Origin of the sequence: Rhizobium mongolense USDA 1844 (genome assembly GCF_000419765.1) — a bacterium.
Taxonomy (GTDB): Bacteria; Pseudomonadota; Alphaproteobacteria; order Rhizobiales; family Rhizobiaceae; genus Rhizobium; species Rhizobium mongolense.
Genome location: NZ_ATTQ01000001.1, coordinates 507,909 through 534,782 on the forward strand (window position 1 = coordinate 507,909; position 26,874 = coordinate 534,782).

Below are 26,874 nucleotides of genomic sequence, written 5' to 3' on the forward strand. Positions count from 1 at the left end.
ACTGCGCTGGGCCAGAACGCTAGTACGGTAGCGAGGGTGAGCCCATTCACTTGGAGGGAGTGTATGATCGCGACAGACAGGTTAAAACTCAGGGCCTGGCGAGAGGCGGATAAGCCTCTGTTGGGCGTTATTCACGCCGATCCGGAAGTGATGCAGTTCCTCGGCGGCACGAAGACCACCTCCGAAACCAGCGACTTCGTCGAACATATGATGCGCCTTTCCGAAGCCAGACAGCCGATTTTCTGGGCCGCCGAGCGTGTCGACGACGGGGCGTTGCTTGGCGCGGTCGGCCTGCATCGCCTCGGGACCGATTTCCCTTTCGGCCCCGCCCTGGAGGTGGGTTGGCGGCTTGGTCGCGACCATTGGGGCAAGGGTTATGCGATCGAAGCCGCTCGCGCCGCCCTCGATTATGCATTTGGTAGCTTAAAGGCGCCGCGCGTTTACGCATTCACCGCATTGGCGAACAAACGGTCCGAAACTGTCATGCAGCGGTTGGGGATGAAGAAAATAGAGGGTGGCGAGTTCGCTCACCCTGACCTTCTGCCGACCGATCCGAGCTCAATTCACATGCTGTATGTCGCCGAAAAGACGGTGTAGCAGTCGGACATTTAGTCGAGGCCTGCCGTCCGGTATTAAATGTTATCGCTCACCGTCTAAGTGTCTGGTTTGAGGTTCGCTGGCAGTATCGCCTAAGGGCTGAAACGGGGTCGAGTGCAGCCGTCGCCTAATCTGAAGCCGAATGGCAGCTAATGTCTGGGCTAAAGAATCTGATGCAATTTTTGAAACTGTAACAACAGGGTCGTTGGTTCTGCTCCGTTCAAGGCGAACGCACTTAACTCACTTTGACGGACAATTTTGGATTAAGTTCAGGTGCTTGAGTCAAACGTCACGATGGCTGTCCGTCGCGGATCGCTTGAAGCGCTGCAAGGGGTGAAGTTGCGGCCTTGCTCGCCTCGACTGTAGCCTCCGGAGCGACGTCATATCCATGCGCTGCTAGGCTCATAACATGAAGGGCATTTCAAAACCCGTTCAGGGGTTTCGGGAGCAATGCCGAGCCGCAGTAATTCCGCCAGAATCGATCCAAAAGCCAGCGGACCGTTGGCTTCAGTTTGGCCGTTCCTGAGCAAGCGGGTCTCTCGCTCGATGCGCAGCTTCACGAATCAGTGGGAACTCGCGCGCAAACGCACGTTCAGTCGGTAGGCCCGCTCGCGTCGGTTAACGGAGAGCGGCTGAGAGCAACTGTTGCGCAACGCCCATGGGCTTCGTTGAACCTCGAAGTGCGTATTCAACAATTGCCCCACTCTTGCCTTTGCACCGGCGCCCGCTTTTTTCCGCTCTAAGCGGCGCGCTTGAGGGCGCCTGTCAGCTTCGAGACGATCGTGTCGATGTGCTCGCGCTCGACGACGAGCGGCGGAGAAAGCGCGATGATGTCGCCCGTCACGCGGATGAGCAGTCCCTTCTGGAAGCAATCGACGAAGACGTCATAGGCTCGCGTGCCTGGTGCTCCGTTGCGCGATGTAAGCTCTACGGCGCCGACCAGCCCGAGATTGCGGATGTCGACGACATTGGGCAGGCCTTTCAGCGAATGCAGGGCCTCCTGCCAGTAGTCGGCCAAATCCGCTGCGCGGGTCAGCAGGCCTTCTTCCTCGTAGATTTCCATCGTCGCAAGACCGGCGGCGCAGGCGACCGGATGGCCGGAATAAGTATAGCCGTGGAAGAGTTCGATCGCATTTTCCGGTCCGACCATCAGGCCGTCATAGACCTTGCGGCTGGCAAAGACGGCGCCCATCGGGACCGTACCGTTGGTGATGCCCTTTGCCGTGGTGACGAGGTCGGGCACGACGCCGAAATAGTCCGTCGCGAAGGGTGTGCCCAAGCGTCCAAAACCCGTGATGACCTCATCGAAGATCAAAAGGATGCCATACTTGTCTGCCGTCGCACGCAGTTTTTCCAGATAGCCCTTCGGCGGCAGGATGACGCCCGCCGATCCAGACATGGGTTCGACGATGACGGCGGCAATGGTTTCCGCGCCATGGAGAGCGACCAGGCGTTCCAAATCATCCGCAAGTTCAATGCCGTGCTGGGGGAGCCCTTTGGAAAACGCATTTCGTTCGATATCGAGCGTGTGGCGCATGTGATCGGCTGGAATCTGCGGGAAGACCCGGCGGTTGTTAACAAGGCCGCCGACCGAAATGCCGCCGAAGCCGACGCCGTGGTAGCCCTTCTCGCGTCCGATGATCCGGGTTCGCGTGCCCTGGCCGATGGCGCGCTGATAGGCGATGGCGATCTTGAGCGCCGTATCGACGGATTCGGAACCGGAACCGGTGAAAAACACCCTGTCGAGCTTGGCGTCAGCGCCGCCCGGCGCATTCGCGGCAAGCTTGGCGGCAAAGTCGAAGGCGATCGGATGACCCAATCTGGAAAGTCGGGGCGTAATCCAGAGCCGCGAGCTGGCGTTCGACAGCTTGGGCGATCTTTTTACGGCCGTGACCGGCGTTGCAGCACCAGAGGCCTGCCGTACCGTCCAGAACCTGATTGCCGTCGATATCGGTGTAGTACATGCCGTCGGCGGCGGTCAGCAGGCGGGGTGCGGCTTTGAACTGCCGGTTCGCCGTAAACGGCATCCAGAAATTGTCGAGAACGGGCGCGTTCGTTTTACTGACCTGATCCATGATGGCCACCTCCTTTGGGATGACAATCAGATCAGCGATTTCTTCATTTCAAACAAGTCCTTTTCTTTCTGACGATAACGCATTGAATATTATGAGCGTCAAAGATAACGTTTTCGCTATTTTGGACACAGGAACGATCCGCACATGTCCGTCGACATTGGCAGCCGCCTCCGTCACCTGCGCATTGCGCACAACCTTTCCCAGCGCGAACTCGCCAAGCGCACGGGCGTGCCGAATTCCACGATCTCTCTCATCGAGTCGAATTCCTCGAACCCATCGGTGGGCGCCTTGAAACGGATACTGGATGGCATCCCGATCGGTCTGGCCGAATTTTTCGCCTTCGAGCCCGTAAGTCCCAGGAAGGCGTTCTATGCCGCGGAAGAACTGGTGGAGATCGGCAAGGGCGCTATCTCGTACAGGCAGGTTGGAGAAAACCTGTTCGGACGCAGCCTGCAAATCCTTAAAGAGTGCTACCAGCCAGGCGCGGACACCGGAAAGGTTCCTCTCGTGCACGAAGGAGAGGAGGGCGGGATCGTCCTGACTGGAAGGCTCGAGGTCACGGTCGATGATGAGCGGAAAATCCTCGGGCCGGGCGATGCCTATTATTTCGAAAGCAGGCGACCGCACCGCTTCCGCTGCGTCGGGCCGGTGCCCTGCGAGGTCATCAGTGCCTGCACGCCGCCGACCTTCTAGGTCGTACGGCCCTCGATGCGGGCAAGCACGCCGTCGAGTGCGATGGTCAGCGCGGCAAGGCCGCCCTTCTTTTCGAAGTCGGAAAGAACCTGCTCGTTCAGTCCGCCCTTGGTCGCGAATTCGCGGCTGAGCGTGCTGAACGGCTCGGCGCCGGGCCCGCTCGCCTTCTGAGCAAGGCTTGCAAAGAGAGGGGCGATGTAGGCATGTCCCGTCGCCCTTTCTAGGCCGCTTCTTTCCAGCCAGGCCGCGACCGTTTCCATGATTCCGAAATAGGTCGACATCATCGCGCTCGCCGTCGCAAGAAGATCGTATTCCTTCCTCGACTGGCATTGGACAGCCGTTCCGAGGGTGTCGAACAGCGCTGAGACCGTGTCGTCGGAGGGATAGATGGCGGTTACGCCTTGCCGCCTCGCGACGAAGGGCAGAGGGATCGCCTGGAGGAGATGCACGTCGGCGCCGATCCAGTCGAGCAGGGCCTGGCGCTCCGTCGCCGCGACGACGCTGACGACCGTCTGCCCGTCCCTGAACGAAAGCTTCCGCACAACCTCCTCGGCGACCTGCGGCCGTATCGCCAGGAAGACGATGTCGCTGCGCTCGACGACATCCTGGTTATCCCGGGCAATTCGGACGGCGGCGAATTCGGCTGCCAGTGTCGCGGCGATGTGAGCGCTTCGAGGGGAAACGTGAATCTCGGAGGCATAGGTCGGCTCAGTGAGAAGCCCGCGAACCATCGCCTCGGTGATAACGCCAGTTCCGACGAATCCGATGCTTTTGACTTTCACCTGATCACTCCGCAGCTCGCAGCCGGCCCAGCGCCACGTCCGTCGTGTAGTTCTCGCGCATGAAGTTGATGAAATTGTCCTGGAACTGGCGCGTATGGGCGTGGGCGAGCTCATCGGCCAGGTCCACGTTCTTGTCCCGGATGGCGTCGAGCATGAGCGTATGCTCGTCGGTCAAAAGATAGCCCTCGTGGGTCCGCTCCAGATATTCGAAATGCAGATGGAGCATGCGCTGGCCCTGCGACAGCAGCTTTTCGTAGAACGAGGCCAGGTACTGGTTCTTGCCTGCATGGGCGATTGCCATATGGAATTCCTTGTTGGCTTCCGACATGGCCAGATGATTGCCGGTCTTGACTGCCGCCTCGAACTGTTTTTGGCGCTTGGCGATGATCTTCAGGTCGGTGTCCGTCCGCAGAGCGGCGGCCAGGCGCGTATTCATGCGCTGCGCGATGTCGAGCGCCTCCACGTATTTGGGGAACGTCGCGATCTCGATCGGAGCAACGATCGTGCTGCGGTTGGAAAGCGTCACGACCAGTTCGTCCGCGCCAAGTCGGATCAGCGCCTCACGCACCGGGGAGCGGGACATGTCGAAACGTTCTGCCAGCGTCATCTCATCGAGAAGCTGGCCGGGCGCCAGAGTGAGGGCCAGGATCTCATTGCGGAGCGTCTCGTAGACGTTTTTCCAGCCGGTACCCCGGGTTCGTTTCACTTCCGATTCTTCAGACACTTAGGTCCCTTTCTCTCGACGCGGCAGCATTGGGCCAGAAAAACAGCGTGTCGGCAACGTAATTTTTCCGCTTGACTTTGTCGACACGCTGTTGACAGTTATTAGCCAGTCGACATGTAGCCGACAGAAAAATCACAGAAACGGCTAAAGCCGACGAGTGGAACCGCGCGCTTCGCGCACAGCAAAGAGGAATGCCGATGCTTTCGAAGATGTTAACGTCCGCCTTGCGGGCGCTGCCCGCGCTCGCCCTCATGGGAGGTCTTTCCGTAACCGCCGCTCACGCCCAGACGGCCGAAGGATACTGGAAAGGAGTCCAGAAAGCGGGCGTCCTGCGTTGCGGCGCAGCAGTCGCGCCGCCCTATGTCATGCGCGATCCGGCGACCGGCGAGTACTCCGGTTTCTTCGCGGATCTCTGCAAGGAGTTCGCCGACGCATTGAAGGTGAAGCCTGAGTTCGTCGATACGACCTGGGACAACATCGTCGCTGGCCTGCAGGCCGGCAAATGGGACGTGTCCCTCGCCCTAAACCGCACGCCGGCGCGAGCCATGGCCGTACAGTTCTCGATCCCGGCGATGGAGTATCAGATCTCGCTCGCCTACAACAAGAATAACCCCAAAATTCCGGCGAGTGCCGCTGCCGTTGCAGATATTGACAAGGGCGGCGTGACGATCGCGGTGATGTCCGGCACAGCCCAGGACAAGGCGATCTCGGCGGCGGTGAAGAATGCCACGGTCTTGCGCCTTCCCGGCAACGACGAGACCCGCCTGGCGGTGACCTCCAAGCGCGCGGACATCCTGGTCGACGCCTCCGACACCAACCAGCTCTTTACGCAATCCAATCCAGACTGGGCGGTAGCATTGAACCCGACGCCCGCTCTTGCCAAGCAGGGCGTGGCATTCGGCCTGCCGCACAATCTTTCGGCCGCAGACGTCGAAGTCGTCAATATCTTCCTGGAAGAGAAGGTCGCCACCGGTCATGTGGACGAGTTGATCCGCAAGGCCGTCGACGAAGTCCTCAAGGGCGCGAAGTAAAGCCGCTGGCGTCGGCGCTTTGTCGTCGACGCCTCCTTTCGCTGCTACGAACCGAGCTCGGCCATGACCATGTCTCTCAGCCTTCCCCTCGTGAAAATGCAGAAGCTCCATAAGAGCTACGGTCCTATCCAGGTGCTCAAAGGCATCGACATCGAAATGAAGCCCGGCGAACGCGTCGTCGTCATCGGCCCCAGCGGCGGCGGCAAGAGCACGCTTCTTCGGGTGATGATGGGTCTCGAGAAGATCGACAGCGGGTCGATCAGCTTCGAGGGCAACTCCTACATCTCGTCGGAGGCCGCCGACCGGAAGACCCTGATCGACACCGAGGTCCGCCGGTCGATCGGGATGGTCTTTCAGCATTATACACTGTTCCCGCACCTGAACGTCCTGCAGAACCTCGTTCTCGCCCCTTGCAAGGTTCGAGGAGAGCCGAAGGCGAAGGCCGAAGCACGCGCTGAGGCTCTTCTCGATCGATTCGGCCTCGGCGCGAAAGCGAAAGCCTATCCGGCCCAGCTCTCCGGCGGACAAAAGCAGCGCGTTGCCATCGCCCGAGCGCTCATGCTGGATCCAAAGCTGATGCTGTTCGACGAGGTGACATCTGCGCTGGATCCTGAACTTGTCAGCGAAGTCGAGCACGTCATCCTGCAGCTTGCCGCTCAGAACATGCCGATGATGATCGTCACGCATGACATGTGGTTCGCAAAGAACATCGCGTCTCGCGTCATCTTCTGCGCCGGCGGTGTGGTGGTCGAGGACGGCCCTCCCGAACAGGTGCTCGGCGCGCCTCGAGAGGAGCGTACGAAGGAGTTCATCGATCGCGTCTTCCATATCAAGCAGTAGGGAGGGGATCGTGAACTATACCTTCGATTTCAACGCAATTTCCTTCGCGCCGCTGCTACAGGGGCTGTGGGTATCGCTGGAGTTGACGGTCGCGGCGAATGCCATAGGCATCGTCTTCGGCTTCGTGCTGGCACTCCTCATCATGAGCCCCATCAAGATCGTGCGGCTGCCGTTCATGCTGTTCGTGGAGTTCTTCCGCTGCACGCCGGCCATCGTCCAGATCGTCTGGATTTTCTACTGCGTGCCGATGCTGTTTGACGTCTTTCTCGACCCGATGACGATGGGGATATTGGCATTGGGGTTGAATCTCACGGCGTTTAACGCCGAGGCCTATCGGGCATCCATCCAGGCGGTTCCGCGCGAACAGCTCGACGCCGGGATCGCGCTCGGCCTCAACCCGCTCCAACGCGTTCTCTATATCGTCCTTCCCACCGCGTTCCGTGCGTCGATCCCGGTCCTCCTGACCAATGGTATCGGCATCTTTCAGCAGAGCGCCTTGGTGGCGATCGTCGCCCTGCAGGATCTCATGTACCAGGGCAAGTCGCTAGCGACTGAAACCTACCGGCCCATCGAGACCTTCACCGTGGTCGCGCTGATCTATTTCGCAGTCTCGTTCCCGATAACCCAGATCGTCGGCTTTCTTGAACGTCGACGCCAATTGCTCGTCAGTTAGGAGGCAGATCATGGAGCTCGATTTTTCGATCCTACTTCGTTTCCAGAACGCTCTGCTGCTCGGCCTCTGGATGACGATCAAGCTGACGGTGATCTGCGTCGTGCTCGGCTGCGCACTGGGCTTTCTCGTCGGACTTGCCCGGACGTCCCGCAGTGTAACTCTGCGTGCGGTCTCAAGCATTTATGTCGAATTCTTTCGCGGCACGCCGGTCCTGATCCAGCTATTCTGGATATTCTTCTGCCTGCCACTCATCCTCGGTGTCGAACTCTCGAATCTGACATCGGGCGTGATCGCGCTAACCCTTTATATGGGCGCGATCACCAGCGAGACCTTCCGGGCCAGTCTCAAGTCGATCGGTCCCGAGCAGTTGGATGCCTGTATCGCGCTCGGTCTGCCGTGGAATATCCAGGTGACCAACGTCGTGCTGCCTCAAGCCGTACTGCGCGCGATCCCGACGCTGCTTTCGAACTGCATCAGCCTGTTCAAGGAAAGCGCATTGGTGTCTGCCGTCGGCATGGCCGATCTCATGTTCGTTGGTCAAAACATCTCGAACAACACGGCAAGGCCCGTCGAGGTGCTGACGGTCGTCGCCCTGATCTACTTCGTGATCGCCTTTCCGCTGACGCGGGCGGTCTCCGTCATCGAGGGGCGGATCCTCAAGAAACTCGCGATCTAAAGAAATCAAATCCCAAGACAGGAGACATTCCATGAAACTCTCTGGCGTCATGCCCGCGCTCATTACTCCGTTCGACGCGAACAACAAGATCGATTTCAAGGCGTTCGAAAAGCACCTGACCGCGCTCAGGGCCGCGGGCGTCACCGGCTGGGTGCCGATGGGATCGACAGGCGAATACTTCTCCCTTTCGAACGCGGAGCGCGATGAGGTCCTGAGGTTCGTGAAGGACTTCGCCAATAAGGATGAAATCCTGATCGCCGGTACCAACGCGCCGGCGACCCGCGAGGTCATCGAGAACACCCTGCGCGCCAAGGAGATCGGATACAATACGGTCCTGCTGGCGACCCCATTCTACACGCGGCCAACCCAGGAGGAACTGCTGGCGCATTACCGGGCCGTTCTCGATGCCACCGATGTCAACCTCATCATGTACAACTACCCGCCGAAGGACGGCATCGAGATTTCCTTCGAGCTCATGGATGCGCTCGCCGACGATCCGCGGGTCATCGGCATCAAGGAAAGTTCGGGCGTCCTGCAACGTGCCGTGGATATCCACGCCCGTTACAAAGGCCGTATCGACCTCGTCTCGGGTTCGGACGATATCGCCCTCGATTTCATGTTCTGGGGCGCCGACTCCTGGATCTGCGGACCGGCCAACTGCATGGCAAAGGCCTGCGTCGATCTCGACCGCACATTCCGTTCCGGCGAGCTCGCAAAGGCGCGTGAAAAGATGACGGTCCTCTACCGCGCCATGAACATTCTGGAAAGCGGCAAGTTCGTCCAGAAGATCAAATATGGCTGCGAGCTCCAGGGCACGCCGGTTGGTGTCTGCCGCGCTCCGCTCGGCGAGCTCGCGTTTGAGGAAAAGGCCGATTTCAGGGCGGCCATGCAGCCGATCCTCAACTGGTGAATGGCTACGGGCGGCCGGGCCGCCCCGGCAAATTTCGAATTTACGAGGTCTTCGTGACATCCACTGTGGTCGTTGGTGCCGGAATTATCGGCATCGCAATCGCCTATGAACTTCAGCGTCGTGGCGATGCCGTCATACTGCTAGACAAGGATGCACCCGGCATGGGCGCATCCTATGGAAATATGGCAAGCATAGCGGTGACGGAGTTCATGCCGGCCTCGCGTCCCGGCATCTGGGCGCAAATGCCGAAATGGCTGCTCGACCCGGAGGGCCCGGTGCGCATCCGTCCCGGATACCTGCCGAAGCTGGCGCCATGGTTTCTGCGGTTCATTGCTGCAAGCCGGCCCTCGAAACTCAGGGAACTGGAAGCTGCAGGCGCCGTCCTTTGCGGCCGTGCTCTCGAAGACCTCAATGCGCTCCTGAAGGAGACCGGCCTTGCGCATATGCTGAGCGCCGAGGGCTGCCTTAGCCTGTATACAGACGAGGCCGAGTTCCGAGCCGACCGGGAGCACCTCGAGGTCCTGGAACGTTTCGATTTGCGCCACGAGGTGCTCGGCACGAACGCTATCCGAGACCTGGAGCCTGCGTTAACGACCAAGATCGGCAGGGCCGTCCTTTTCCCGGACAACCGTTCGCTCGCCGATCCATATAAGCTCGTCGTCGCGCTATCGGAGAAGTTCCAGGGATTGGGCGGGCGTATCGAGGAGGGCGACGTCTCCGGTTTCGAGCACCGTGAGGAAGGGGTTGCCGCGCTTCGGCTGGCGGACGGGCGCAGCCTTGCGGCAGACAGGGTGGTGCTTGCGGCCGGCGCCTTCACCGCCCGGCTTTCCGCGCTGCTGCGGGAACATATCCCCCTCGAAACCGAACGCGGCTACCACACCCAGATCATGGAGCCCGGCATCTCGATGCGTCATTCGATCATCTGGCCGGCGCGCGCCTTCATGGTCACACCGACGGCGGGCGGCATCCGGGTCGGCGGCACGATCGAGATGGCCGGTCTCGACGCGCCGCCGGACTACCGGCGCGCGAAGGTCCTGGTGAAGAGGGCTCAGGAGGCGTTGCCGGATCTAAAGGCCCGGCAGGCGACGCAGTGGATGGGGCATCGCCCGGCGCTGCCTGACACCGTCCCGGTCATGGGCCAATCCGCCAAGCGCCGCAACGTGTGGTACGCGACCGGCCACGGACATCTCGGCCTCACATATGCGGCTACGACAGGCCGCCTGATGGCTGATCTCATAACGGGCATCGAACCGCCCGTGGACATGAAACCCTATCGCGTCGACCGCTTCTAAGTGCGGTGTCGGCGCAAGCCGAAAGGGAGTGAATATGCGCAGCGAACTATACATCGACGGACAATGGGTTAAGCCGATCAAGGGCGGAACCTGCGAGGTGATCAATCCTGCAACCGAGGAGACTATCCAGACGATAGGCGCCGCAACGGCGGAAGACGTCGATGTCGCCGTCAAAGCCGCTCGTCGCGCCTTTGACAAGGATGGCTGGCCGAAGCTCTCGGGCGCTCAGCGCGCGAAGTACCTACGCGCTATCGCAAATGGCATTCGCGCGCGCCAGTCTGAGATCGCCCGGCTGGAGGTGCTGGACAACGGCAAGCCGTTTCCGGAGGCTGATTGGGACATCGCCGACGCTGCCGGTTGCTTCGACTTCTATGCAGGACTTGCCGAGCAGCTCGACAACAATCCGCAGGAGACGATCGTTCTTTCCGACGATCGCTTCATCTCCAAAGCGGTAAAAGAGCCCATCGGCGTTGCCGGTGCGATCATTCCTTGGAACTATCCGTTGCTCATGGCGGCCTGGAAGGTCGCACCGGCCCTTGCGGCAGGGTGCACGGTCGTCCTAAAGCCAGCGGAATTGACGTCGCTCACTGCGCTTGAGCTTGCCGCTGTCGCCGACGAGGCGGGATTGCCTGCCGGTGTCCTGAACATCGTCACCGGTGCGGGATCAGTGGCGGGTCAGGCGATCATCGATCACCAACAAGTCGACAAGCTGGCTTTCACGGGGTCCGGTCCGGTCGGCTCCAAGATCATGGCCGCGGCGGCCCGCGACATCAAGCGGGTCAGCCTCGAGCTCGGGGGCAAGTCGCCGTTCGTGGTGTTTGAAGACGCCGATATCGACGAGGCGGTCGAATGGGTCATGTTCGGTATCTTCTGGAATCAGGGCCAGGTCTGCTCGGCGACATCCCGCGTCCTCGTGCACGAGGCCATTTACGATCGGCTACTGGCGCGCCTGATCGAGGAGACGAACAAGATCAAGATCGGCAATGGCCTGGAGGAGGGCGTTCTTCTCGGACCATTGGTGTCGAAGCGTCAGTACGAACAGGTCATCGCAGCGATCGAGGGCGCGCGGAAAGCCGGAGCAACGGTCGCCTGCGGTGGTAGACGGCCGGACGGCTTCGACAAAGGCTATTATCTGCGCCCGGCGGTGCTGACCGATGTGCCGCTCGACAGCGACGCCTGGGTCGAGGAAATATTCGGACCGGTCGTCTGCGTCCGGCCCTTCAAGACTGAGGAAGAGGCGATTAAGCTTGCAAACGACAGTCGCTTCGGGCTTGCCGCAGCGGTCATGTCGAAGGACGATGTTCGCGTCGAGCGGGTGGCCGCGGCCTTCAGGGCCGGGATCGTCTGGATCAACTGCTCGCAACCGACCTTCACGGAAGCGCCCTGGGGCGGATACAAGGAATCCGGCATCGGCCGCGAGCTCGGCCGCTGGGGGCTGGAAAACTACCTCGAGACCAAGCAGATCACCAGGTACATCACCGACAAGCCGTGGGGCTGGTACATCAAATGAGGGGTGGCGATGTGCGCTTCGAAAGATCCCTCGACTTGCTTCTCGTCCACTGCCAGGGCGAACTTGGGCATGTGCTCGTCAGCGGTGCGCCGGAAATTCCCGGCGCGACGATGCTCGAAAAGATGAACTACATTAACACGGTCGACGACAGCCTGCGCCGCTTCATCACCTTCGAGCCACGGGCGAACGTAGCGATGTCGGTCAACCTGCTGATCGCGCCGACACGAAAAGACGCCGATGCCGGGTTTATCGTACTGCAGGCAGACCGGGCTCACCCGATGTCAGGCAGCAACTGCATCTGCGTTGTTACAGGACTTCTGGAAAGCGGGCGCGTTCCAATACAGGAGCCGGAAACCACGGTCCGGCTGGATACGCCGGCCGGGCTTATCGTTGCCCGCGCGCAATGCGAGAACGGTCGTTGCGTCGCGGTCAGCCTCGATAACGTCCCAAGCTTCGCCGAATTGCTCGACCACGAGATCGACACTGCACCGTGGGGAGCGATCAAGGTCGATGTCGCCTTCGGCGGCGTCTACTACGCGCTGGTGGACGTCAGTCAGATTGGATTGACGATCGAACCGGGTAACGCCCGCGAACTCCCCGAAGCGGGTATAGAACTCAAGCGGCTCCTTGCGGAGCAGGTCAGGGTCAAGCATCCCACGCTGCCGGGCGTCGACGAGATCGCCTATGTCATGTTCCGCGACAAGGAGCCGGACGGCGCTGTTCGGACCTGCACCACGCTCCAGCCCGGAAGGGTGGACCGTTCGCCTTGCGGTACCGGCAGCTCCGCCAATCTGGCGACGCTTTTCGCCCGCGGCCTGGTCGCAGTTGGCGACGTCCGTACGTCACGATCGATCATTGGCGGTGAGTTCCATGCCGAGGCGATCGGTGAGACGGAGATCGGCGGACGCAAAGCGGTCCTTCCTCGCATTACCGGACGCGGATATGTCTATGGACGCTCGCAGCTGCGTCTGTCCGAGAACGATCCTTTCATGACGGGCTTTGTGCTCTCCGATACCTGGGGGCCGCAGGTCGGCTTGTTGACGTGAGGAAACAGCATGAGCAAATCGCTTGAAGGACAGACTATTCTGGTCACGGGGGCGTCCGGCGGCATCGGGGCGGCGATCGTCGAAAGACTTGCTGCCGAAGGCGCTAAGCCGATCATCCACTTCGGCCACGACCGGAAGCGCGCCGAGGATCTGCTTGCCGGTATCGGCGGGCGAGGGTGGATCGCGCAGGCCGATTTGTCCACGTCAGAGGGACCGTTCGAGCTTTGGCGGCGTTCCCTAGAGGCGGCAGGACATGTGCATGGTCTTGTAAACAATGCGGGTATTCGCAGCGAGATCTCTATCGAGGCTTCCGAAGTGGACTGGAAAGCGGCCTGGCAGAAGGAGTTCCAGATCAACTTCTTCGCGGCGGCCGATCTAAGCAAGGAGGCCATCCGACACTTCAAGGCGAATGGCGGCGGTCGCATCGTCAATATGGCGAGCCGTGCCGGACAGCGCGGATACGCGGCGGATGCGATGCCATACGGCGCCACGAAGGCCGCTCTCGTCAATCTCACCAAGTCCATAGCCCGTAGCTTTGGAGCGGACGGGGTAACGGCGATCGCGATCGCTCCTGGATGGGTGAGAACAGAGATGGCGGAAGAATTTATCGCAGCCCACGGCAAGGCCTCGGCTGTCGCGGACATTCCGATCGGCGAGATGGCGCTGCCGACCGAGGTGGCCGAACTGGTCGCGTTCGTTCTGCGGCCAACACAGGTTTCTCTCAACGGCGCGACGCTCGACGTCAATGGCGGAAGCTACACTCGATAAACACAGGAACGTTGTCATGAAGCGGTTTGAAGGAAAAGTTGCGGTCGTCACCGGCGCGGGCGGCGGTATTGGTTCGGCGATCGCGCGACGCCTTTCGGCGGAAGGCGCTCTTGTCGTCGTCACCGATGTGAACACAGAGGCAGCCGCGGAAGTCGTGAGCGGCATCGAAGCGGAGGGTGGCAGGGCGGCCGCCATGACCGCGGACATCTCGAACAAGGCGGCATGCTTCGGACTTATCGAGCAGGCGTTCGCACTGCGCGGCCGCCTGGATGTCCTGGTCAATAACGCTGGCATCAACAGACGAGGCAATCTGCTATCCCTGTCGGACGAAGACTGGGACGTAAGCTTCGCTGTCAACTTGGACTCAATGTTCCATCTGTGCCGCGCCGTGCTTCCCCTTATGATCGCGGCCGGGGGCGGTGCGATCGTCAATACCGCCTCGCAATGGGCCTTTATCCGGCCCCCAACCACATTGCCTACAACACGACCAAAGCTGCGGTTGCCGCCTTCACGCAGAACCTCGCACGCGACTATGCGCCGGACAGGGTCCGCGTGAACGCCGTTTGCCCAGGCGAGATCCATACACCGATGCTCGAGGCGAGCGTCAAGCGTTCCGGACGTACGATCGCAGATCTCGATGAGCTTGTTCCGTTCGGCCGCATCGGCAAGCCGGACGAAGTTGCAGCCTTGGTCGCGTTTCTGGCGTCGGACGAAGCTGCATTCATGTGCGGATCTCTGGTTGAGATCACGGGCGCGCAGGCAGTGGCATAAGTTGATACCAGTCCCTACCGCCAATGAGTAAAATGCGAATGGGGAGGCTACGCGTCATATTGAGCGATGGACAACGGTGCCGTTATGCTGCGGGTCTCCGATAGCGGGGATCGTGGTTCTCAGGCGAGGCCATTCAAAGCGCCCCACCCTTCTTAAGCCGGCGAGATACCAGACGACCGGCGCCGGTCGTGCAATCGATTGCGCTCCTTCCCCCGAACACTCCGTCAAAGCAGCCCGTCATGGTGCGCATGCCGCTGCGGAAATTGGCTTTCACTCTCTACGATCCTCCAGGAGAACTTGGCGTTAGCCGTCGTCGCCAAGGTGGCGAAACACCCGGACCCAGAAGGCGAAATCGCCTCTGCGCCCATCACTGCGCGCGTGGATGGCGCACCAGGCGACAGCCGTTTTCGCGCAGGCGCCGTAGAGTGAGGCGGCGGCCGCCGCCGCGGCTTCGATTGTAATACCGGCGCCCAGCGCCGCTTCAAAACAACGTTGTTGCTTCAGAATCTTGTCACGCATCCACTCGTCCCGTCACCGTCCGGCGCGGGTTGATCGAAAGACGATTGCCGGACGTCAATCCCTGCGGGCCACGATCACGTGCCGTCCTTGGCAATCAGCTACGAGTGCTTGCGTTCAAGTAACGCGGCTCACATTATGTTGTAACATAAACAGAAGATCAAGCCTTTATGAATCACGTAAAACGTGTTTACTGGACCAGAATCTCGTTTATACGCCTATTGGAGGTGGTTTTGCCCCTGTCGTCCCTATATGATGTAACATCAAAAATGGCTTTTCATCGCAGGACGTCCGCGAGGGACCAAATGACACCCCGTATCGCAATCCTATCGACGGATGCGGACTACTACCTCATGCTGTCCCACGTTCTCTTGGCCGCAGGCTATTCGACAGTTCTGGCCGATGGATCCGAGGCAGCACTGGCATTGATCACCGAGAAAAAGATCGAAGTGCTGCTGATCGACTGCCAGCCGGCGTCCTCCATCCTTTCAGATATTACCGACCGGCTGAAGACGTCAGGTCATTCAACAGACGTGCTTCTCGTCGCGCTCGTTGCCGAAGGAGTTCCCTATATCGATATCCTCAAGGCTGAGGTCGATGAGAGTTTCATCCGCCCGATGAAGCCAGAATGGCTGCTATCTTACCTTCATGGCCGTCTTAAAGCAGGCCCCAATGACGCTGCCGGTCGCGCCGCCATTTCCGGTCCAGACGATCTTCGGCTCGATGCCGGAGCAAGACGCGCGCTTGCAAACGGCAAGCCGGTAGGCCTCAGCCCGATCGAATTCCGGATACTCAGCACTTTGATGAGCACACCCGGGCGGGTGTTTGGTCGGCCCGAATTGATCGAGGCAGTCTGGCCAAAGGCGAATTTCGTGGACCCGCGAACCGTCGACGTGCATGTGGCGAGATTGCGCCGCTCCTTGCACGAGGCTCTCGGCCGCGAGGTCATCCGGACCGTTCGCGGCGAGGGATATGCTGTCGAAACGAAGGAATGAACGTATCCAAGCCTTTCGGATCGTCACAGAATCTTAAGGAAAAATTCGGGCTGGCTTCGTTGTATGAAGGTGGGGCTCCTCCTTACGCTTAAGGGATCAGAAGCGCGCTGGGAGGGTCCCATGCAGAACGAACAACAGCACAATGCGCTGATGCCCACGCGGCATCGCAACACCGCGAGTCTCATCCATACCTCGGCGCCGCATTTTACCGCGGCACATTCGAAGGGCCTTATGGCGCTCTATGCGAGGCCGCTCGCAGGGCGAAAGGCCGAGATACGATCGGCAAAAGGCAAGACGAGAATTGTCACCGATTTCGTGCGGTGTTCCTATCTCGGGCTCGACAACCATCCGGTGATCGCGGCCGGTGCGATGGCAGCAGTCCTGGACTACGGGACCCTTCACTGGTCCTGCGCGCGAACGCGACTGAATTTTGCCGCGCTCGGCACCCTCGAGGAAGCCCTATCGGATCTGTTCGGTGCGCGTATCATTACATACACGACGGTGCTTGCCGCCAACATGAGTGCATTGCCACTGATCGCCTCGGGCGCGCTGACAGAGGGTGTGAAGCCCGTCATGGTTTTCGATCGTCTTGCCCATGCAACGCTCGCCTTTAACAAACCGGTCGTCGCCGAAGAGACAGATGTCCGCACGATCGCTCATAACGACCTTGCCGCGCTCGAAGAGATCTGCGAGGCACACCCATGCGTCGCCTATGTCTGCGACGGCGTCTATTCGATGGGTGGCAATGCGCCCATCGCCGAGCTTCTGGAACTCCAGCGGCGCTATGGATTGTTCCTTTATATCGACGATGCCCATGGCGTTTCGATCTTCGGCGAGAAGGGCGCGGGTTTTGCCCGTTCGCAGATGCCAGGTGGCCTTGGCGACCGGACAATCATTGCAGCCTCTCTCGGCAAGGGCTTCGGAGCTTCTGGCGGCGTCCTGATGCTCGGTACGGCGCCACAGGAGGAGATCTTTCGCCGTTTCGCCATTGCCCATGCCTTTTCGGCTTCGATCAATGTTGCCGCAATCGGGGCTGCCATGGCCTCTCAGAGGCTCCATCGCACGGATGAGCTCGGGCAGCGGCAGCAGAGGCTTGCAGCAAACATCGCACTCTTCGACGAACTGGTGCCGACCGCCCAGTCCGGATCGACACTCCCGATCCGCACCGTTCTCATCGGCGATGAATTGGCTGCGATCAACGCCGCAAGACGTGTTCTGGTCGCGGGCAGCTATGTGTCGGCCATCTTCTTTCCGACAGTTGCTTCCGGGCGGGCCGGCCTGCGCGTCTGCCCGACCGCCGATCATACTGTCGATGAGATCAGGGCGCTTGCCCTGGCAATCGACATGGCACTGGAGCTGTAGGGAAGCAAGCCGGATCTTTCGACCCGACACATCTTCACCGTATCCAGGCGTTCCAGCGCTCCAGCAGCAAGGCGGCATTGGCGTTGATCCATGCGGCGTCCGGGATGACGATATGGTCCCGGATGTCTTCCTCGCTCGGAAGCGCTGCACGGGCCGCCGGCGACATCGCCGTGATCGCCTTGCTGCTTGGCGGCGTGCACAGTAGCTCCTCGCAGACGTGCGCCTGCGCGTCCGGGCTGTTCAGCCAGAAGGCGATCAGCTTCAGGGCATTTTCCTTATTCGGCGCTCCCTTGATGACGGTCAGACGATCGCCGACCAGGAAGGACGCTTGATTGGACCAGCCGATGGCGCGACCCTCGGCCTTCAACGCATTGGCTCGCGTCAGCCAGATCTGGCCGATGCTGTAGTCGCCGTTGCGGAAGCCCTGGACACTCTGGTCGCCCGTCTTCCACCAGACGGAGATGTCGCCGCGAATGGTCTCGAGCTTGGCGAGCGCTCGATCGATATCGAGCGGGAAGAGCCTCTCCCGCGTTACACCGTCGGCAAGCAGGGCAGCCGCCATAACGCGCCAGGGATCGTCGAAATTCGGAAAGGCCCGCCCGCCCGCAAAGCGTTTCGTGTCCCACATGTCCGCCCATGTCGTCGGCGTTCCATCGGGGAACGCGTCGGATTTATAGGCCATCAACGTTGCCGTCGAAAAAAGCCTGGCACCGGCACCTGTGCAGGCGTCCTCAACGAGGTCCGGCCGATCCTTGAACGCCTCGCAGAACACAGCGAGGTCTTCCGATGTCGCCTTGTGATTGTCGGAATCCGCCTGGATTTCTCCATCGGGATAAAGATCCCAGGTCACATTGCCGGTTTTGACCATGGCCGTTGCCTTGGCGCGCATCTCGGCATTGGTCGCAGCCACCGAAACGACCTTGATCCCGGTGCTCGCGGTGAACGGATCGAACCAGAACTTCCTCAACGCAGCGTCATAAGAGCCACCCGTCGTTGCCACGACAACGCGCTCCTCGGCAACTGCCGGCGAAACAACGGCGAACTGCAGGGCAGCCATGCAGGCGGCGATAAATGTCATTGACCTCTTCATGTCTTTCCTCACGTGATGAAAGTTCGACCGCCTACTCCTCCCGGCGGCCCTTCAGGAGTTCGACCGAGCCCATCAACAAAAGCGAGATTGCGACCATGACGGTCGAGACCGCGGCTATGACGGGCGTCAGGTTGAAATCGATGTCTTCGAACATCTTCCGGCTGATCGTCTTGCCTCCCGTATCCGAGATGAAGAAGGCGACCGTCGCCTCGTCGAAGGAGGCGAGGAAGGCGAAGACGGCGGCCACTGCCACGGCAGGCGCGATGTTCGGCAGGACCACGCTGAAAAATGCCCGAGTTCGCGAAGCGCCGCAGCTGAGCGCCGCACGCTCGAGCGCCGGATCGAAACGTTCGAGTGCTGCGCTGACGGTAATCACCACATAGGGGATCGACAGGACGCAATGGGCAATCAGAAAGCCGCTGAAGTTGCCGGTCAGCCCGACCGGCGAGAAGACGAGATAAAGCGCGACGCCGAAGACAACATGGGGAACGATCATCGGGGCCATCGCCAACGCCTTCAGAGCGTCCCGGCCGGGCAGGCTCCCGCGCACGATCGCAAGCGACGCCAGCGTGCCTGTCGCAGTGGCTGCGACAGCGGTCGAAAGCGCAATCTTCAGACTGAAGATGGTGGCTGCCCGCCAGTCCGGATCGGCGAGATAATCGAAGTACCATTGCAGCGTCAGCCCGCGGGGCGGCAACTCGATATAGGCCGTTCCGTTGAGCGACATTGGAACGATGAGAAGCGTCGGCATCAGCAGGAAGAACAGGATGGCGCCGATTCCGACACCGCCCGCGAGCCGAACGATTGTCGTGCGGAGCGGATGGCCAATGGTTCTTGCTGCGACAGATTGATCAGGCGACACTGTTTATTCCTTTGCTGATCGAAAGTGCGCGGCGGAAGACGAGGACAAAGAGCAGCGTTACCAGGAGCAGGACGCTCGAAAGAGCTGCTGCAAACGGCCAGTCGAGAACGACCGTCGTCTGCTGGGCAATGAGGGTCGCCATGGTCATGGCTTCCGGTCCGCCGACGAGTGCTGGAGTGATGTAGAAGCCGATCGCCAGGATGAAACACATGACGCAGCCGGCAAACACGCCCGGCAGCGAGAGCGGCAGGACGACGCGCAGGAAAGTCGCAAGCGCACCGGCGCCAAGACTGCGGGCCGCGAGCGCATAGTCAGGGGAGATCGAGCGCAACGCATTGGCGATGGGCAGGATCATGAACGGCATCAATACATGCGTCATGGCCAGGATGACCGCGCCGTCGGTATAAAGCAATTTCAGCGGTGCGGCGATGAAACCGCTCTCGACCAGAAAGGCGTTGACCAGGCCGCTGCGCTGCAAGAGTACGATCCAGGCATAGGAGCGCACGAGCACCGACGTCCACAATGGAACGAGAACCGCCGCGGCAATGACGAGCGCCAGGCGGCCCCGCGCTTTGGACATCGCCAGAGCGACTGGATAGCCGAACATCAGGGCAAGCAGCGTGACGATAGCGGCAGTCGAGATCGTGCGCGACAAGACGCCGAGGTAAAGCGGTGTCGCAAAGATGCGCCGGTATTGCTCGAGATCCGGAGCGGCGTCGCCGAAGCTCATGATCACGAGACACGCAATCGGATAGAGGAAGCCGATCGAAAACAGGACCATCAACGGCATCAGGAGAACGAGTGTCAATGTTGGCCCGTAGCGCCCAGCCGGTGTCGCTGCTCGAAGGCGCAGCGCCGGTCTGAAGAGGCGTCCAGCTGTTGGTGCGGCCGACATGTCCATGCTCACGACCCTTGCCTTTCGAACACATGCAGACTGTCGCGGTCTGCCACGATGTCGACCCGCGCACCGGCATTGAGACGACCGGTCTTCTATCGTCGGACGTCTGGATCTGGATAAGCGGACGGCCATCGGTCTCGGCGCGCACCAGATGCAGGTCGCAGGCTCCGGTAAACACACTCGCTTCAAGCGTTCCGGGAATGACGTTCCTTCCGCCTTTGCCGCGTTCCGTCAGGCACAGCTTTTCCGGGCGCATGGCAAGCTTCAGCCGCGCGCCTGGACGGATCGTGCCGTTGACGCTGCTTGCCTGCAGCACAACGGTCTCGCCAAGCCTTACCGCATGGGAACCCTCATGAAGGCCAAGATAGATCCCCTCGGCAAAGCTCATTCGGCCGATGAAATCGGCAACGAATGCGGTTTGCGGCTGCCGGTAAAGCGTTGCAGGGCTTCCCACTTGGACAATCTCGCCGGCAGCCATGACCGCGACCCGATCCGACATGGTGAGCGCCTCCTCCTGATCGTGCGTGACATAGATCACCGTCGCGCCAAGGCGTTGCTGAAGCTGCTTGATCTCCAATTGCATGGCCTCTCGCAGCTTCTTGTCGAGCGCGCCGAGCGGCTCGTCCATGAGGAGCACCGGTGGCTCGAAGACAATGGCACGGGCAACCGCGACGCGCTGCTGCTGGCCGCCTGACAGTTGATGGGGATAGCGGCCAGCAAGGTCACCGAGCTGCACGAGTTCGAGCGTCTCGGCCACCTTGTGTTCCCGTTCGTTTCGCGGCAGGTGGCGCATCTTCAGCGGAAAAGCGATGTTTTCGGCTACAGTCATGTGCGGAAAGAGCGCGTAGCGCTGGAACACCATGCCGATGTCGCGCCGGTTAGGCGCGAGCTGCGTGACGTCCCGCCCGCCGATGACGATGCGCCCGGCGCTTGGCGTCTCAAAGCCGGCTACCATGGTCAGAAGCGTCGTCTTTCCCGAGCCAGAGGGCCCAAGGATCGAAACGAATTCTCCAGCTTCGACCTCAAGCGTCACGCTTCCAACCGCGGTATGGGCGCCATACTGCTTACATGCGCCGTCGATGAATATGGGGGCACCGATCAAGTTTACTCCTCCTACAGAATTTGAGCCGTCCGTACGGTCTGAAGAGATGGCTTTGCCGCTCCGGCGGCGGGTTCTTCCCTCCCAAGCCGCAATCTCCGCCCTGACGTTGCGGATGTTCACAATCTCGTTATGCTGTTACATTAAATCGTAATATTCCTGTAATATGTGTTTTGTTGCAACAAAAAAGCGCCATGTCAATGCCAGGGGGAGAAAAAATGGACGAAAGTACAACTGCGGGTGCTTCTGGTTCGGAAGGACACCAGGGGCGGCTCAGCGATTATGTCTATGAATCGCTCAAGGATCAGCTCACCCGAGGCGCTTACAGCCCCGGCAAAAAGCTGCCGATCCGCACTGTCGCCGAGACTTTGGGCGTCGGATCTACGCCGGCGCGCGAGGCGATCAATCGACTGGTCTTCGAAGGCGCCTTGGTGATGTCGGGTCCGAAGACCGTCATCGTGCCCTATCTCGATCTTGCGGGGCTTTATGAGGTGACACAGATGCGGCTCGCCCTCGAAGGGCTTGCGGCCGAAAAAGGTGCCGCCAACGCAACCGGCGAAACCGTCGAAACTCTATTGAAACTACAGGAGAAAATTAGCCTTTCCCTCGACGAGAAGCGCTACCGCGATGCGCTTCACGTCAATAAAGAGTTCCATTTTACCATCTATCGTCTTTGTGGCATGCCGCATCTTCTGTCGACGATCGAAGCTTTATGGCTGCGTGTCGGATCATCCTTCCACGATCTCTATCCGGAATTTGCCGAGCAGCGATACGGCGTCCACAACCACATGGTCGCCATCGAGGCGCTGGCCGAGGGTGAAGCGTCTTTCGTGCGAGCGGCCATGGAAAATGACATTCGCGACGGCTACAGGCGCCTCAAGAAAGCGGCCATGTCGCGCGTCGGACATCGCGCCGCACCGTCCGGTTGATCTTTTTTGTTGCAACTTCTTCGGCATTGTGATTTTTGTTGTAACATAATTGCAATGTTCGGACGCAGGGTGCGTCCCGGAGGAAGAAGATGCTTCATACACGTGACATTTCCGGGGACCGGCCACTGTCGCGCGCCCGGTCCCATCATTTTTTCAACAGAGGGCGGAAGATCTTTCCCTCGGGCGTGACGCGGGTGACCGTCGAGCGTCAACCGGTGCCGCTCTACATTGCCCGCGGCGAAGGGGCTTACGTGCTCGACGTCGACGGCAACCGGTTCTTGGATCTCAACAATAATTTTACGACCTTGATCCACGGCCACGGTTTCCTGCCGGTCGCCGACGCCGTTGCCGACCTCCTTCACCGCGGAACCTGCTTTTCCAATCCGACGGAACACGAAATCGCCCTTGCCGAACTCCTCGCCGAGCGCATTCCGGCGATCGAACACGTTCGCTTCGTCAACAGCGGGACGGAAGCCGTGATGTTTGCGATCAAGGCGGCGCGTGCCTATACGGCCCGGACCGGCATCGTCCGCGTCGAGGGCGCCTATCATGGCGCCTATGACTGGGCCGAGGCCGGTCAGTCGAGTTCACCGACGCGTTGGGGGGACGGGTCGAAACCCAATGCGATTCCCGCCTATCGCGGGACGCCCCCGTCGGTCGCCGACGATGTTGCCGTCATTCGCTTCAATGATGTCGAGGGCGTCGAACACCGGATGGCAGACCTTGGCGCAAGAACGGCCTGCGTCCTGATCGATCCCATGCCCAGCCGTGCGGGGCTGATCGAGCCGAAGGCGGACTTTCTGGAGGCGTTGCAGGCTGCCGCGCGCAAGCATGGCGTTCTCCTCGTCGCCGATGAAGTGCTCAATCTGCGGCAGTCCTACCGCGGCGCCTCGGCCCGCTATGGCCTTGAACCGGATCTGATTGCCTGCGGCAAGATCATCGGCGGCGGCTTTCCCGTAGGCGCTGTCGGTGGACGGGCAAACGTCATGAGCGTCTTCGCCAACGACAAGGGAAAGCCGCTCCTGCCGCAGGGCGGAACATTTTCGGCAAACCCCGTGTCGATGGTGGCCGGCCGTGTTGCGATGGAGGCGATGACCGAGGAGGCGTTCCATGGCCTGGAGCGCCTTGGAGATCACGTCCGGTCCGGATTGCAGGACGCAATCGATCGCACCGGCGCGCCCTTCAGTGTCAGCGGCGCCGCCTCCTTGTTTCGCATCCATCCGAAGAAGCAGCCGCCCAGCGACTATCGAAGCGGCTATCCGACACAGGCCGAAAACGACATCAACACCGCGCTTTCCGATTATTTCCTTCACCGCGGCATCCTGCTGCCGAACGGCGCCGCCGCCTGCCTGTCGACCGCAATGACGGCCTACGACGCCGATGCGGTCGTCACGACCTTCTCAGACTTCCTCTCGACCCCTGCCGCTCAAGAATTCGAGGCCTCCCGATGACACATTCCCCTGACATGTTGACGGTCGCAGAGCGTATTGCGCTCAGCTTGAAGCGGCACGACGTTTCAATGATCTTTGCCCAAAGCCTTCCGTCCGCCGTCATTCTCGCAGCCGAAGCGATCGGCATCCGGCAGGTTGCCTACCGGCAGGAAAACATGGGCGGCACGATGGCCGATGGCTATGCGCGGCGTTCGGGAAAGGTCGGGGTCGTCGCCGCCCAGAACGGTCCGGCGGCAACTCTTCTCGTTCCGCCGCTCGCCGAAGCCCTGAAGGCCTCCGTGCCGATCGTTGCCCTCGTTCAGGACGTCGAACGCGATCAGGCGGATCGCAACGCGTTCCAGGAACTCGACCATCTGGCGCTCTTCCAGTCCTGCACAAAATGGGTGCGGAAGGTGATCGTTCCCGAACGCATCGACGACTATGTCGACGCCGCGTTCACCGCCGCGGTATCGGGGCGGCCAGGGCCCGTCGCCCTGCTGCTTCCCGCCGACCTCCTGCGCGCCGAGATCGAGGCGCCGGTGCTGCGCCGGTCGGTGAGCCTGGGACGATGGCCGCTTGACCGCAACCGTCCGGCGGACACAGACATCGCGCGGGCTGCGGCAATGATCGCTGCGGCACGGGCGCCCGTCGTCATCGCCGGCGGCGGCGTGCATGCGAGCCGCGCCGCTCAGTCGCTCGCAAAGCTTCAGGAGGAAGCATGCCTCCCCGTATTGACGACCAATATGGGCAAGGGTGCCGTCGACGAACATCATCCATTATCGGCTGGTGTCCTGGGCGCGCTGGTCGGTCCAAGATCGCTCGGTCGTCACACGCTTGCCCTTGTCCAGGAGGCGGATGTCGTTCTCCTCGTCGGAACGAGAACCAATCAGAACGGCACCGACAGCTGGCGACAGATTGACCCGGCCTCGACCGTCATCCATATCGACGTCGACCCTTCGGAAATCGGACGCACCTATGAAGCCGTCAGGCTAGCAGGGGATGCGACCGAGACCATTGACGCGTTACGGGCAGCCCTTGCGACGCGCGATCTGTCGAAACGTCACGCCGCGCGTGCGGAACTGGTCGAACGCATCGCCAACTGCTGGGGCATGTTTGACGCCGAACGGCAAGGGGTCAGTCATTCAGGTGCAACTCCGATCCGGCCGGAACGGATCATGCGCGAGCTGCAATCGCAATTGACAGCGGATACGACGGTCGTCGCAGACGCGAGCTACTCCTCAATGTGGGTTGCAGGACAGCTCCGGTCGCTTTCAGCCGGGATGCGTTTTTTGACGCCGCGCGGTCTTGCGGGTCTCGGTTGGGGACTGCCGCTTGCGCTGGGCGCAAAGCTTGCCGATCCGGACAAGCCCGTTGTCGTGCTCGTCGGCGACGGCGGTTTTGCCCACAGCTGGGCGGAGCTCGAGACAATGGTCCGAAGCAACATCCCCGTGCTGATCATCGTTCTCAACAACGGTATCCTGGGGTTTCAGCGCGATGCAGAGACCGTAAAGTTCGGACGCTTCACCAGCGCCTGCCATTTTGTCGATGTCGATCACAGCCAAATCGCTGCAGCGTGCGGATGCCAGGCCGTCCGCGTCAGCGTCGCCGACGGGCTTGCCGAACATATCCGCACGGGGCTATCCGGCAACAAACCCTTGATGATCGAGGTCTTGACCGATCCCGAGGCCCATCCGCCGCTGTCACTTTTTGCCGCAATGGACGAGGCGGCATGAGCACCGGCGGGACGGGGCGGGTTGCCGTCATCAGCGGCGGGACCACTGGCATCGGCCTTGCAACTGCCCGTCGGTTCCTGAGGGACGGCTATCGCGTCGGCGTCTTCGGGCATAGCGCCGAGAGCGTCAAGCAAGCCGGCGCCAGTCTTGCCGAGAGCGTCGAAGCGGGTCGCGCGGTCGCCTCGCAGGTCGATCTTCGCGAGCCCGAAGCCGTTCAGAGCTTCTTCAATGACATCCGTGCTCGCTTTGGTGCGCCGTCCGTCCTGGTCTGCTGCGCCGGGGTCTCACCGAAAGGCAACAATGGCCCGTCACTGGTCGGCACCATTGTGCGCGGGGAATGGGATGACGTGCTTTCCATCAATCTGACAGGTGCCATGCTGTGCTGCCAGTGCGTTTTGCCCGATATGCAGAACCACCGGTTCGGGCGCATCATCTTCGTAGGATCGCTCGCTGGCCGGACGCGACCATTGATTGCCGGGCCGGCCTATGCGGTCTCGAAGGCGGCTCTTGCCGGATTGTCACGTTCGCTTGTAACCCAATACGGACGCTTCGGTATCACCGCCAATGTTGTTGCGCCCGGCCGAATTCTGACCGGGATGACGGGTCCGGCTTCAAGCGATGTCAATCGTGAGGCAATTACGCGAATTCCGGCCGGCCGCTTGGGGACAACCGACGAGGTCTCGGCCGCCATCGTGTTTCTCGCGTCCGACGAGGCAGGCTTCGTCAATGGCGCGATACTCGACGTCAATGGCGGCGAGTTTACGCCAAGCTGAGAGGAGGGGCTGCGATGGAAAATCGGGTGCTGATCTGCACAGAGGATCCGGAGCTCTATCTTCTCTTAAACCACATCCTGTCCGTAGAGGGCTTTCCGAGCCAGCTCGCCGACAGTGACGTCGATGTCGAATGTTGTCTGCAGAAAGGCGGGCTGCTTGCCGTCATCTTCGATGGTGTTGCGTGGCGCGGCGATATCGTCGCCCTTTGCAGCCTGTCAAAACAGGCCGGTCTTGCCGTTGGCGCGTTGATCGCCGGCGACATGCGAACCACGCATCTGCAGATGATCAAGGCCGGGCTTGATGACGGCATCATGCGACCGCTTGCCCCCGAACGCCTGCTTGCCTTTCTCCGGCACGCACGTCGTGCGGCCGGTAATCCGTCTGCCTTTGGTGAAGTCTCGCCGTCAGCTTTGCCCACCGATATATCGGTTTCGTCCAATTCACAGCACATCACGATCAGGGGAAGGCATCTGGCATTAACCTCCATCGAAGGTCGCATCCTTGAGACACTCATTCGCCACGGCAACAGGACCTGCTCCCGGGGCGATCTGCTGGCTGCCGTCTGGCGAGAGCCGCACGACGTTGGCGCCCGCACCGTGGATGTCCATATCGCTCGCCTTCGAAAGGCTCTGTCGGCCTGTCATGACGTTCGGATCAAGACGGTCTATGGCGAAGGATATGCGCTTGTTTCAACGAGAAAGGGCGAGGAGCTAAGCGCCGCGGCGAGGCGATAATGTCGTTGTCAACCCTAAGAAAGTCTAGGAACTCAATGGCTTAAGTTGGTCGAGGCTCGCCTGCA

At 60.7% G+C, this 26,874-nt stretch carries 24 protein-coding genes and 3 pseudogenes; 19 read left to right on the top strand and 8 right to left on the bottom strand.

The genetic code is table 11. From position 1 onward, the window contains the following. Nucleotides 1-63: 63 nt before the first annotated feature. The gene (locus A3C3_RS0102785) at nucleotides 64-597 is read left to right on the top strand and encodes a GNAT family N-acetyltransferase (protein ID WP_022713096.1); all 534 of its coding nucleotides are present in this window, start codon (nucleotides 64-66) and stop codon (nucleotides 595-597) included. A 739-nt stretch (nucleotides 598-1,336) separates the two neighbouring features. Here A3C3_RS0102785 and aptA read toward each other — a convergent pair. Next, nucleotides 1,337-2,672: pseudogene (aptA, locus tag A3C3_RS41120) on the bottom strand (omega-aminotransferase AptA). A 144-nt stretch (nucleotides 2,673-2,816) separates the two neighbouring features. Here aptA and A3C3_RS0102795 point away from each other — a divergent pair. Further along, a complete protein-coding gene (locus A3C3_RS0102795) occupies nucleotides 2,817-3,365 on the top strand; it encodes a cupin domain-containing protein (protein WP_022713097.1) in 549 nt (182 codons plus the stop codon). On the opposite strand, the gene A3C3_RS0102800 is transcribed toward A3C3_RS0102795, so the two are convergent. Together A3C3_RS0102800 and A3C3_RS0102805 are read right to left on the bottom strand one after the other, a co-directional pair. Beyond that, nucleotides 3,362-4,147, bottom strand: coding sequence for a pyrroline-5-carboxylate reductase (locus tag A3C3_RS0102800; RefSeq protein ID WP_022713098.1), 786 nt, complete (start codon nucleotides 4,145-4,147; stop codon nucleotides 3,362-3,364). The two genes, A3C3_RS0102795 and A3C3_RS0102800, sit on opposite strands and share 4 nt — an antisense overlap. Nucleotides 4,148-4,151: 4 nt before the next feature. Next, nucleotides 4,152-4,871: a GntR family transcriptional regulator gene (locus A3C3_RS0102805; protein ID WP_022713099.1), complete on the bottom strand. Its 720-nt coding sequence runs from the start codon at nucleotides 4,869-4,871 to the stop codon at nucleotides 4,152-4,154. 197 nt (nucleotides 4,872-5,068) lie between these two features. Between A3C3_RS0102805 and A3C3_RS0102810 the strand changes: the two genes are divergently transcribed. The 10 genes and pseudogenes from A3C3_RS0102810 to A3C3_RS41125 all read left to right on the top strand — a co-directional run bounded on the left by A3C3_RS0102810 (nucleotide 5,069) and on the right by A3C3_RS41125 (nucleotide 14,388). Next, a complete protein-coding gene (locus A3C3_RS0102810; RefSeq protein WP_028739347.1) occupies nucleotides 5,069-5,902 on the top strand; it encodes a substrate-binding periplasmic protein in 834 nt (277 codons plus the stop codon). Between the two features lie 63 nt (nucleotides 5,903-5,965). Continuing rightward, nucleotides 5,966-6,742, top strand: a complete 777-nt coding sequence (locus tag A3C3_RS0102815; RefSeq protein ID WP_022713101.1) for an amino acid ABC transporter ATP-binding protein — start codon at nucleotides 5,966-5,968, stop codon at nucleotides 6,740-6,742. Nucleotides 6,743-6,752: 10 nt separating this feature from the next. After that, nucleotides 6,753-7,415, top strand: coding sequence for an amino acid ABC transporter permease (locus A3C3_RS0102820; RefSeq protein WP_022713102.1), 663 nt, complete (start codon nucleotides 6,753-6,755; stop codon nucleotides 7,413-7,415). 10 nt (nucleotides 7,416-7,425) lie between these two features. Next, complete coding sequence (locus A3C3_RS0102825; RefSeq protein ID WP_033419539.1) at nucleotides 7,426-8,091, top strand: amino acid ABC transporter permease; 666 nt, start codon at nucleotides 7,426-7,428, stop codon at nucleotides 8,089-8,091. Nucleotides 8,092-8,122: 31 nt separating this feature from the next. Continuing rightward, nucleotides 8,123-9,001 (top strand): dihydrodipicolinate synthase family protein, encoded by an 879-nt coding sequence (locus tag A3C3_RS0102830; protein ID WP_022713104.1) that lies wholly within the window; start codon nucleotides 8,123-8,125, stop codon nucleotides 8,999-9,001. 53 nt (nucleotides 9,002-9,054) lie between these two features. After that, on the top strand, nucleotides 9,055-10,293 hold the full coding sequence (locus A3C3_RS0102835; RefSeq protein WP_028739350.1) for an NAD(P)/FAD-dependent oxidoreductase: 1,239 nt from the start codon (nucleotides 9,055-9,057) through the stop codon (nucleotides 10,291-10,293). Between the two features lie 34 nt (nucleotides 10,294-10,327). Then, the gene (locus A3C3_RS0102840; RefSeq protein WP_022713106.1) at nucleotides 10,328-11,803 is read left to right on the top strand and encodes an aldehyde dehydrogenase family protein; all 1,476 of its coding nucleotides are present in this window, start codon (nucleotides 10,328-10,330) and stop codon (nucleotides 11,801-11,803) included. Between the two features lie 11 nt (nucleotides 11,804-11,814). Then, complete coding sequence (locus A3C3_RS0102845) at nucleotides 11,815-12,849, top strand: proline racemase family protein (RefSeq protein ID WP_022713107.1); 1,035 nt, start codon at nucleotides 11,815-11,817, stop codon at nucleotides 12,847-12,849. Nucleotides 12,850-12,858: 9 nt separating this feature from the next. Next, a complete protein-coding gene (locus A3C3_RS0102850; RefSeq protein ID WP_022713108.1) occupies nucleotides 12,859-13,617 on the top strand; it encodes an SDR family NAD(P)-dependent oxidoreductase in 759 nt (252 codons plus the stop codon). A 16-nt stretch (nucleotides 13,618-13,633) separates the two neighbouring features. Next, a pseudogene (locus A3C3_RS41125) lies at nucleotides 13,634-14,388 on the top strand (SDR family NAD(P)-dependent oxidoreductase). A gap of 303 nt (nucleotides 14,389-14,691) precedes the next feature. Here the strand turns inward: A3C3_RS41125 and A3C3_RS37610 are convergent. Then, nucleotides 14,692-14,907 (bottom strand): hypothetical protein, encoded by a 216-nt coding sequence (locus A3C3_RS37610; protein ID WP_022713109.1) that lies wholly within the window; start codon nucleotides 14,905-14,907, stop codon nucleotides 14,692-14,694. A 302-nt stretch (nucleotides 14,908-15,209) separates the two neighbouring features. Here A3C3_RS37610 and A3C3_RS0102865 point away from each other — a divergent pair, with 302 nt between their 5' ends. After that, a complete protein-coding gene (locus A3C3_RS0102865; protein ID WP_022713110.1) occupies nucleotides 15,210-15,899 on the top strand; it encodes a winged helix-turn-helix transcriptional regulator in 690 nt (229 codons plus the stop codon). 120 nt (nucleotides 15,900-16,019) lie between these two features. Beyond that, entirely contained in the window at nucleotides 16,020-17,261 is a 1,242-nt protein-coding gene (locus A3C3_RS0102870; protein ID WP_022713111.1) for an 8-amino-7-oxononanoate synthase family protein, read from the top strand. A gap of 34 nt (nucleotides 17,262-17,295) precedes the next feature. Here the strand turns inward: A3C3_RS0102870 and A3C3_RS0102875 are convergent, their stop codons facing one another. The 4 genes and pseudogenes from A3C3_RS0102875 to A3C3_RS43145 all read right to left on the bottom strand — a co-directional run bounded on the left by A3C3_RS0102875 (nucleotide 17,296) and on the right by A3C3_RS43145 (nucleotide 21,213). Next, complete coding sequence (locus A3C3_RS0102875; protein ID WP_022713112.1) at nucleotides 17,296-18,339, bottom strand: extracellular solute-binding protein; 1,044 nt, start codon at nucleotides 18,337-18,339, stop codon at nucleotides 17,296-17,298. Between the two features lie 43 nt (nucleotides 18,340-18,382). After that, nucleotides 18,383-19,102 (bottom strand): ABC transporter permease, encoded by a 720-nt coding sequence (locus tag A3C3_RS0102880; RefSeq protein ID WP_051154428.1) that lies wholly within the window; start codon nucleotides 19,100-19,102, stop codon nucleotides 18,383-18,385. Between the two features lie 100 nt (nucleotides 19,103-19,202). After that, a complete protein-coding gene (locus A3C3_RS0102885; protein ID WP_028739354.1) occupies nucleotides 19,203-20,108 on the bottom strand; it encodes an ABC transporter permease in 906 nt (301 codons plus the stop codon). An 8-nt stretch (nucleotides 20,109-20,116) separates the two neighbouring features. Beyond that, nucleotides 20,117-21,213 (bottom strand): annotated as a pseudogene (locus A3C3_RS43145) (ABC transporter ATP-binding protein). Between the two features lie 215 nt (nucleotides 21,214-21,428). Between A3C3_RS43145 and A3C3_RS0102900 the strand changes: the two are divergent. The 5 genes from A3C3_RS0102900 to A3C3_RS37615 all read left to right on the top strand — a co-directional run bounded on the left by A3C3_RS0102900 (nucleotide 21,429) and on the right by A3C3_RS37615 (nucleotide 26,809). Next, nucleotides 21,429-22,139, top strand: coding sequence for a GntR family transcriptional regulator (locus tag A3C3_RS0102900; protein WP_022713117.1), 711 nt, complete (start codon nucleotides 21,429-21,431; stop codon nucleotides 22,137-22,139). Between the two features lie 89 nt (nucleotides 22,140-22,228). Further along, on the top strand, nucleotides 22,229-23,590 hold the full coding sequence (locus A3C3_RS0102905; protein ID WP_022713118.1) for an aspartate aminotransferase family protein: 1,362 nt from the start codon (nucleotides 22,229-22,231) through the stop codon (nucleotides 23,588-23,590). Beyond that, nucleotides 23,587-25,302: an acetolactate synthase catalytic subunit gene (locus tag A3C3_RS0102910; protein WP_028739355.1), complete on the top strand. Its 1,716-nt coding sequence runs from the start codon at nucleotides 23,587-23,589 to the stop codon at nucleotides 25,300-25,302. The genes A3C3_RS0102905 and A3C3_RS0102910 overlap by 4 nt, the downstream gene beginning before the upstream one ends. Next, nucleotides 25,299-26,075 carry an SDR family NAD(P)-dependent oxidoreductase gene (locus tag A3C3_RS0102915; protein WP_022713120.1) on the top strand — a complete coding sequence of 259 codons (777 nt, stop codon included), beginning with the start codon at nucleotides 25,299-25,301 and terminating at the stop codon, nucleotides 26,073-26,075. Before A3C3_RS0102910 ends, A3C3_RS0102915 begins: the two co-directional genes overlap by 4 nt. 14 nt (nucleotides 26,076-26,089) lie before the next feature. Beyond that, entirely contained in the window at nucleotides 26,090-26,809 is a 720-nt protein-coding gene (locus A3C3_RS37615) for a winged helix-turn-helix domain-containing protein (protein ID WP_022713121.1), read from the top strand. Nucleotides 26,810-26,874 lie beyond the last annotated feature (65 nt).

Bases quoted from the DNA above. Each gene is read 5' to 3' on its own strand.
- A3C3_RS0102910 (WP_028739355.1), top strand. From the start codon at position 23,587: ATGACACATTCCCCTGACATGTTGACGGTCGCAGAGCGTATTGCGCTC.
- A3C3_RS0102825 (WP_033419539.1), top strand. From the start codon at position 7,426: ATGGAGCTCGATTTTTCGATCCTACTTCGTTTCCAGAACGCTCTGCTG.
- A3C3_RS0102875 (WP_022713112.1), bottom strand. From the start codon at position 18,339: ATGACATTTATCGCCGCCTGCATGGCTGCCCTGCAGTTCGCCGTTGTT.
- A3C3_RS0102850 (WP_022713108.1), top strand. From the start codon at position 12,859: ATGAGCAAATCGCTTGAAGGACAGACTATTCTGGTCACGGGGGCGTCC.
- A3C3_RS0102870 (WP_022713111.1), top strand. From the start codon at position 16,020: ATGCAGAACGAACAACAGCACAATGCGCTGATGCCCACGCGGCATCGC.
- A3C3_RS0102795 (WP_022713097.1), top strand. From the start codon at position 2,817: ATGTCCGTCGACATTGGCAGCCGCCTCCGTCACCTGCGCATTGCGCAC.
- A3C3_RS0102830 (WP_022713104.1), top strand. From the start codon at position 8,123: ATGAAACTCTCTGGCGTCATGCCCGCGCTCATTACTCCGTTCGACGCG.
- A3C3_RS0102840 (WP_022713106.1), top strand. From the start codon at position 10,328: ATGCGCAGCGAACTATACATCGACGGACAATGGGTTAAGCCGATCAAG.
- A3C3_RS0102885 (WP_028739354.1), bottom strand. From the start codon at position 20,108: ATGTCGGCCGCACCAACAGCTGGACGCCTCTTCAGACCGGCGCTGCGC.
- A3C3_RS0102880 (WP_051154428.1), bottom strand. From the start codon at position 19,102: ATGCCGACGCTTCTCATCGTTCCAATGTCGCTCAACGGAACGGCCTAT.
- A3C3_RS37615 (WP_022713121.1), top strand. From the start codon at position 26,090: ATGGAAAATCGGGTGCTGATCTGCACAGAGGATCCGGAGCTCTATCTT.
- A3C3_RS0102900 (WP_022713117.1), top strand. From the start codon at position 21,429: ATGGACGAAAGTACAACTGCGGGTGCTTCTGGTTCGGAAGGACACCAG.
- A3C3_RS0102810 (WP_028739347.1), top strand. From the start codon at position 5,069: ATGCTTTCGAAGATGTTAACGTCCGCCTTGCGGGCGCTGCCCGCGCTC.
- A3C3_RS0102815 (WP_022713101.1), top strand. From the start codon at position 5,966: ATGACCATGTCTCTCAGCCTTCCCCTCGTGAAAATGCAGAAGCTCCAT.
- A3C3_RS0102785 (WP_022713096.1), top strand. From the start codon at position 64: ATGATCGCGACAGACAGGTTAAAACTCAGGGCCTGGCGAGAGGCGGAT.
- A3C3_RS0102865 (WP_022713110.1), top strand. From the start codon at position 15,210: ATGACACCCCGTATCGCAATCCTATCGACGGATGCGGACTACTACCTC.
- A3C3_RS37610 (WP_022713109.1), bottom strand. From the start codon at position 14,907: ATGCGTGACAAGATTCTGAAGCAACAACGTTGTTTTGAAGCGGCGCTG.
- A3C3_RS0102915 (WP_022713120.1), top strand. From the start codon at position 25,299: ATGAGCACCGGCGGGACGGGGCGGGTTGCCGTCATCAGCGGCGGGACC.
- A3C3_RS0102905 (WP_022713118.1), top strand. From the start codon at position 22,229: ATGCTTCATACACGTGACATTTCCGGGGACCGGCCACTGTCGCGCGCC.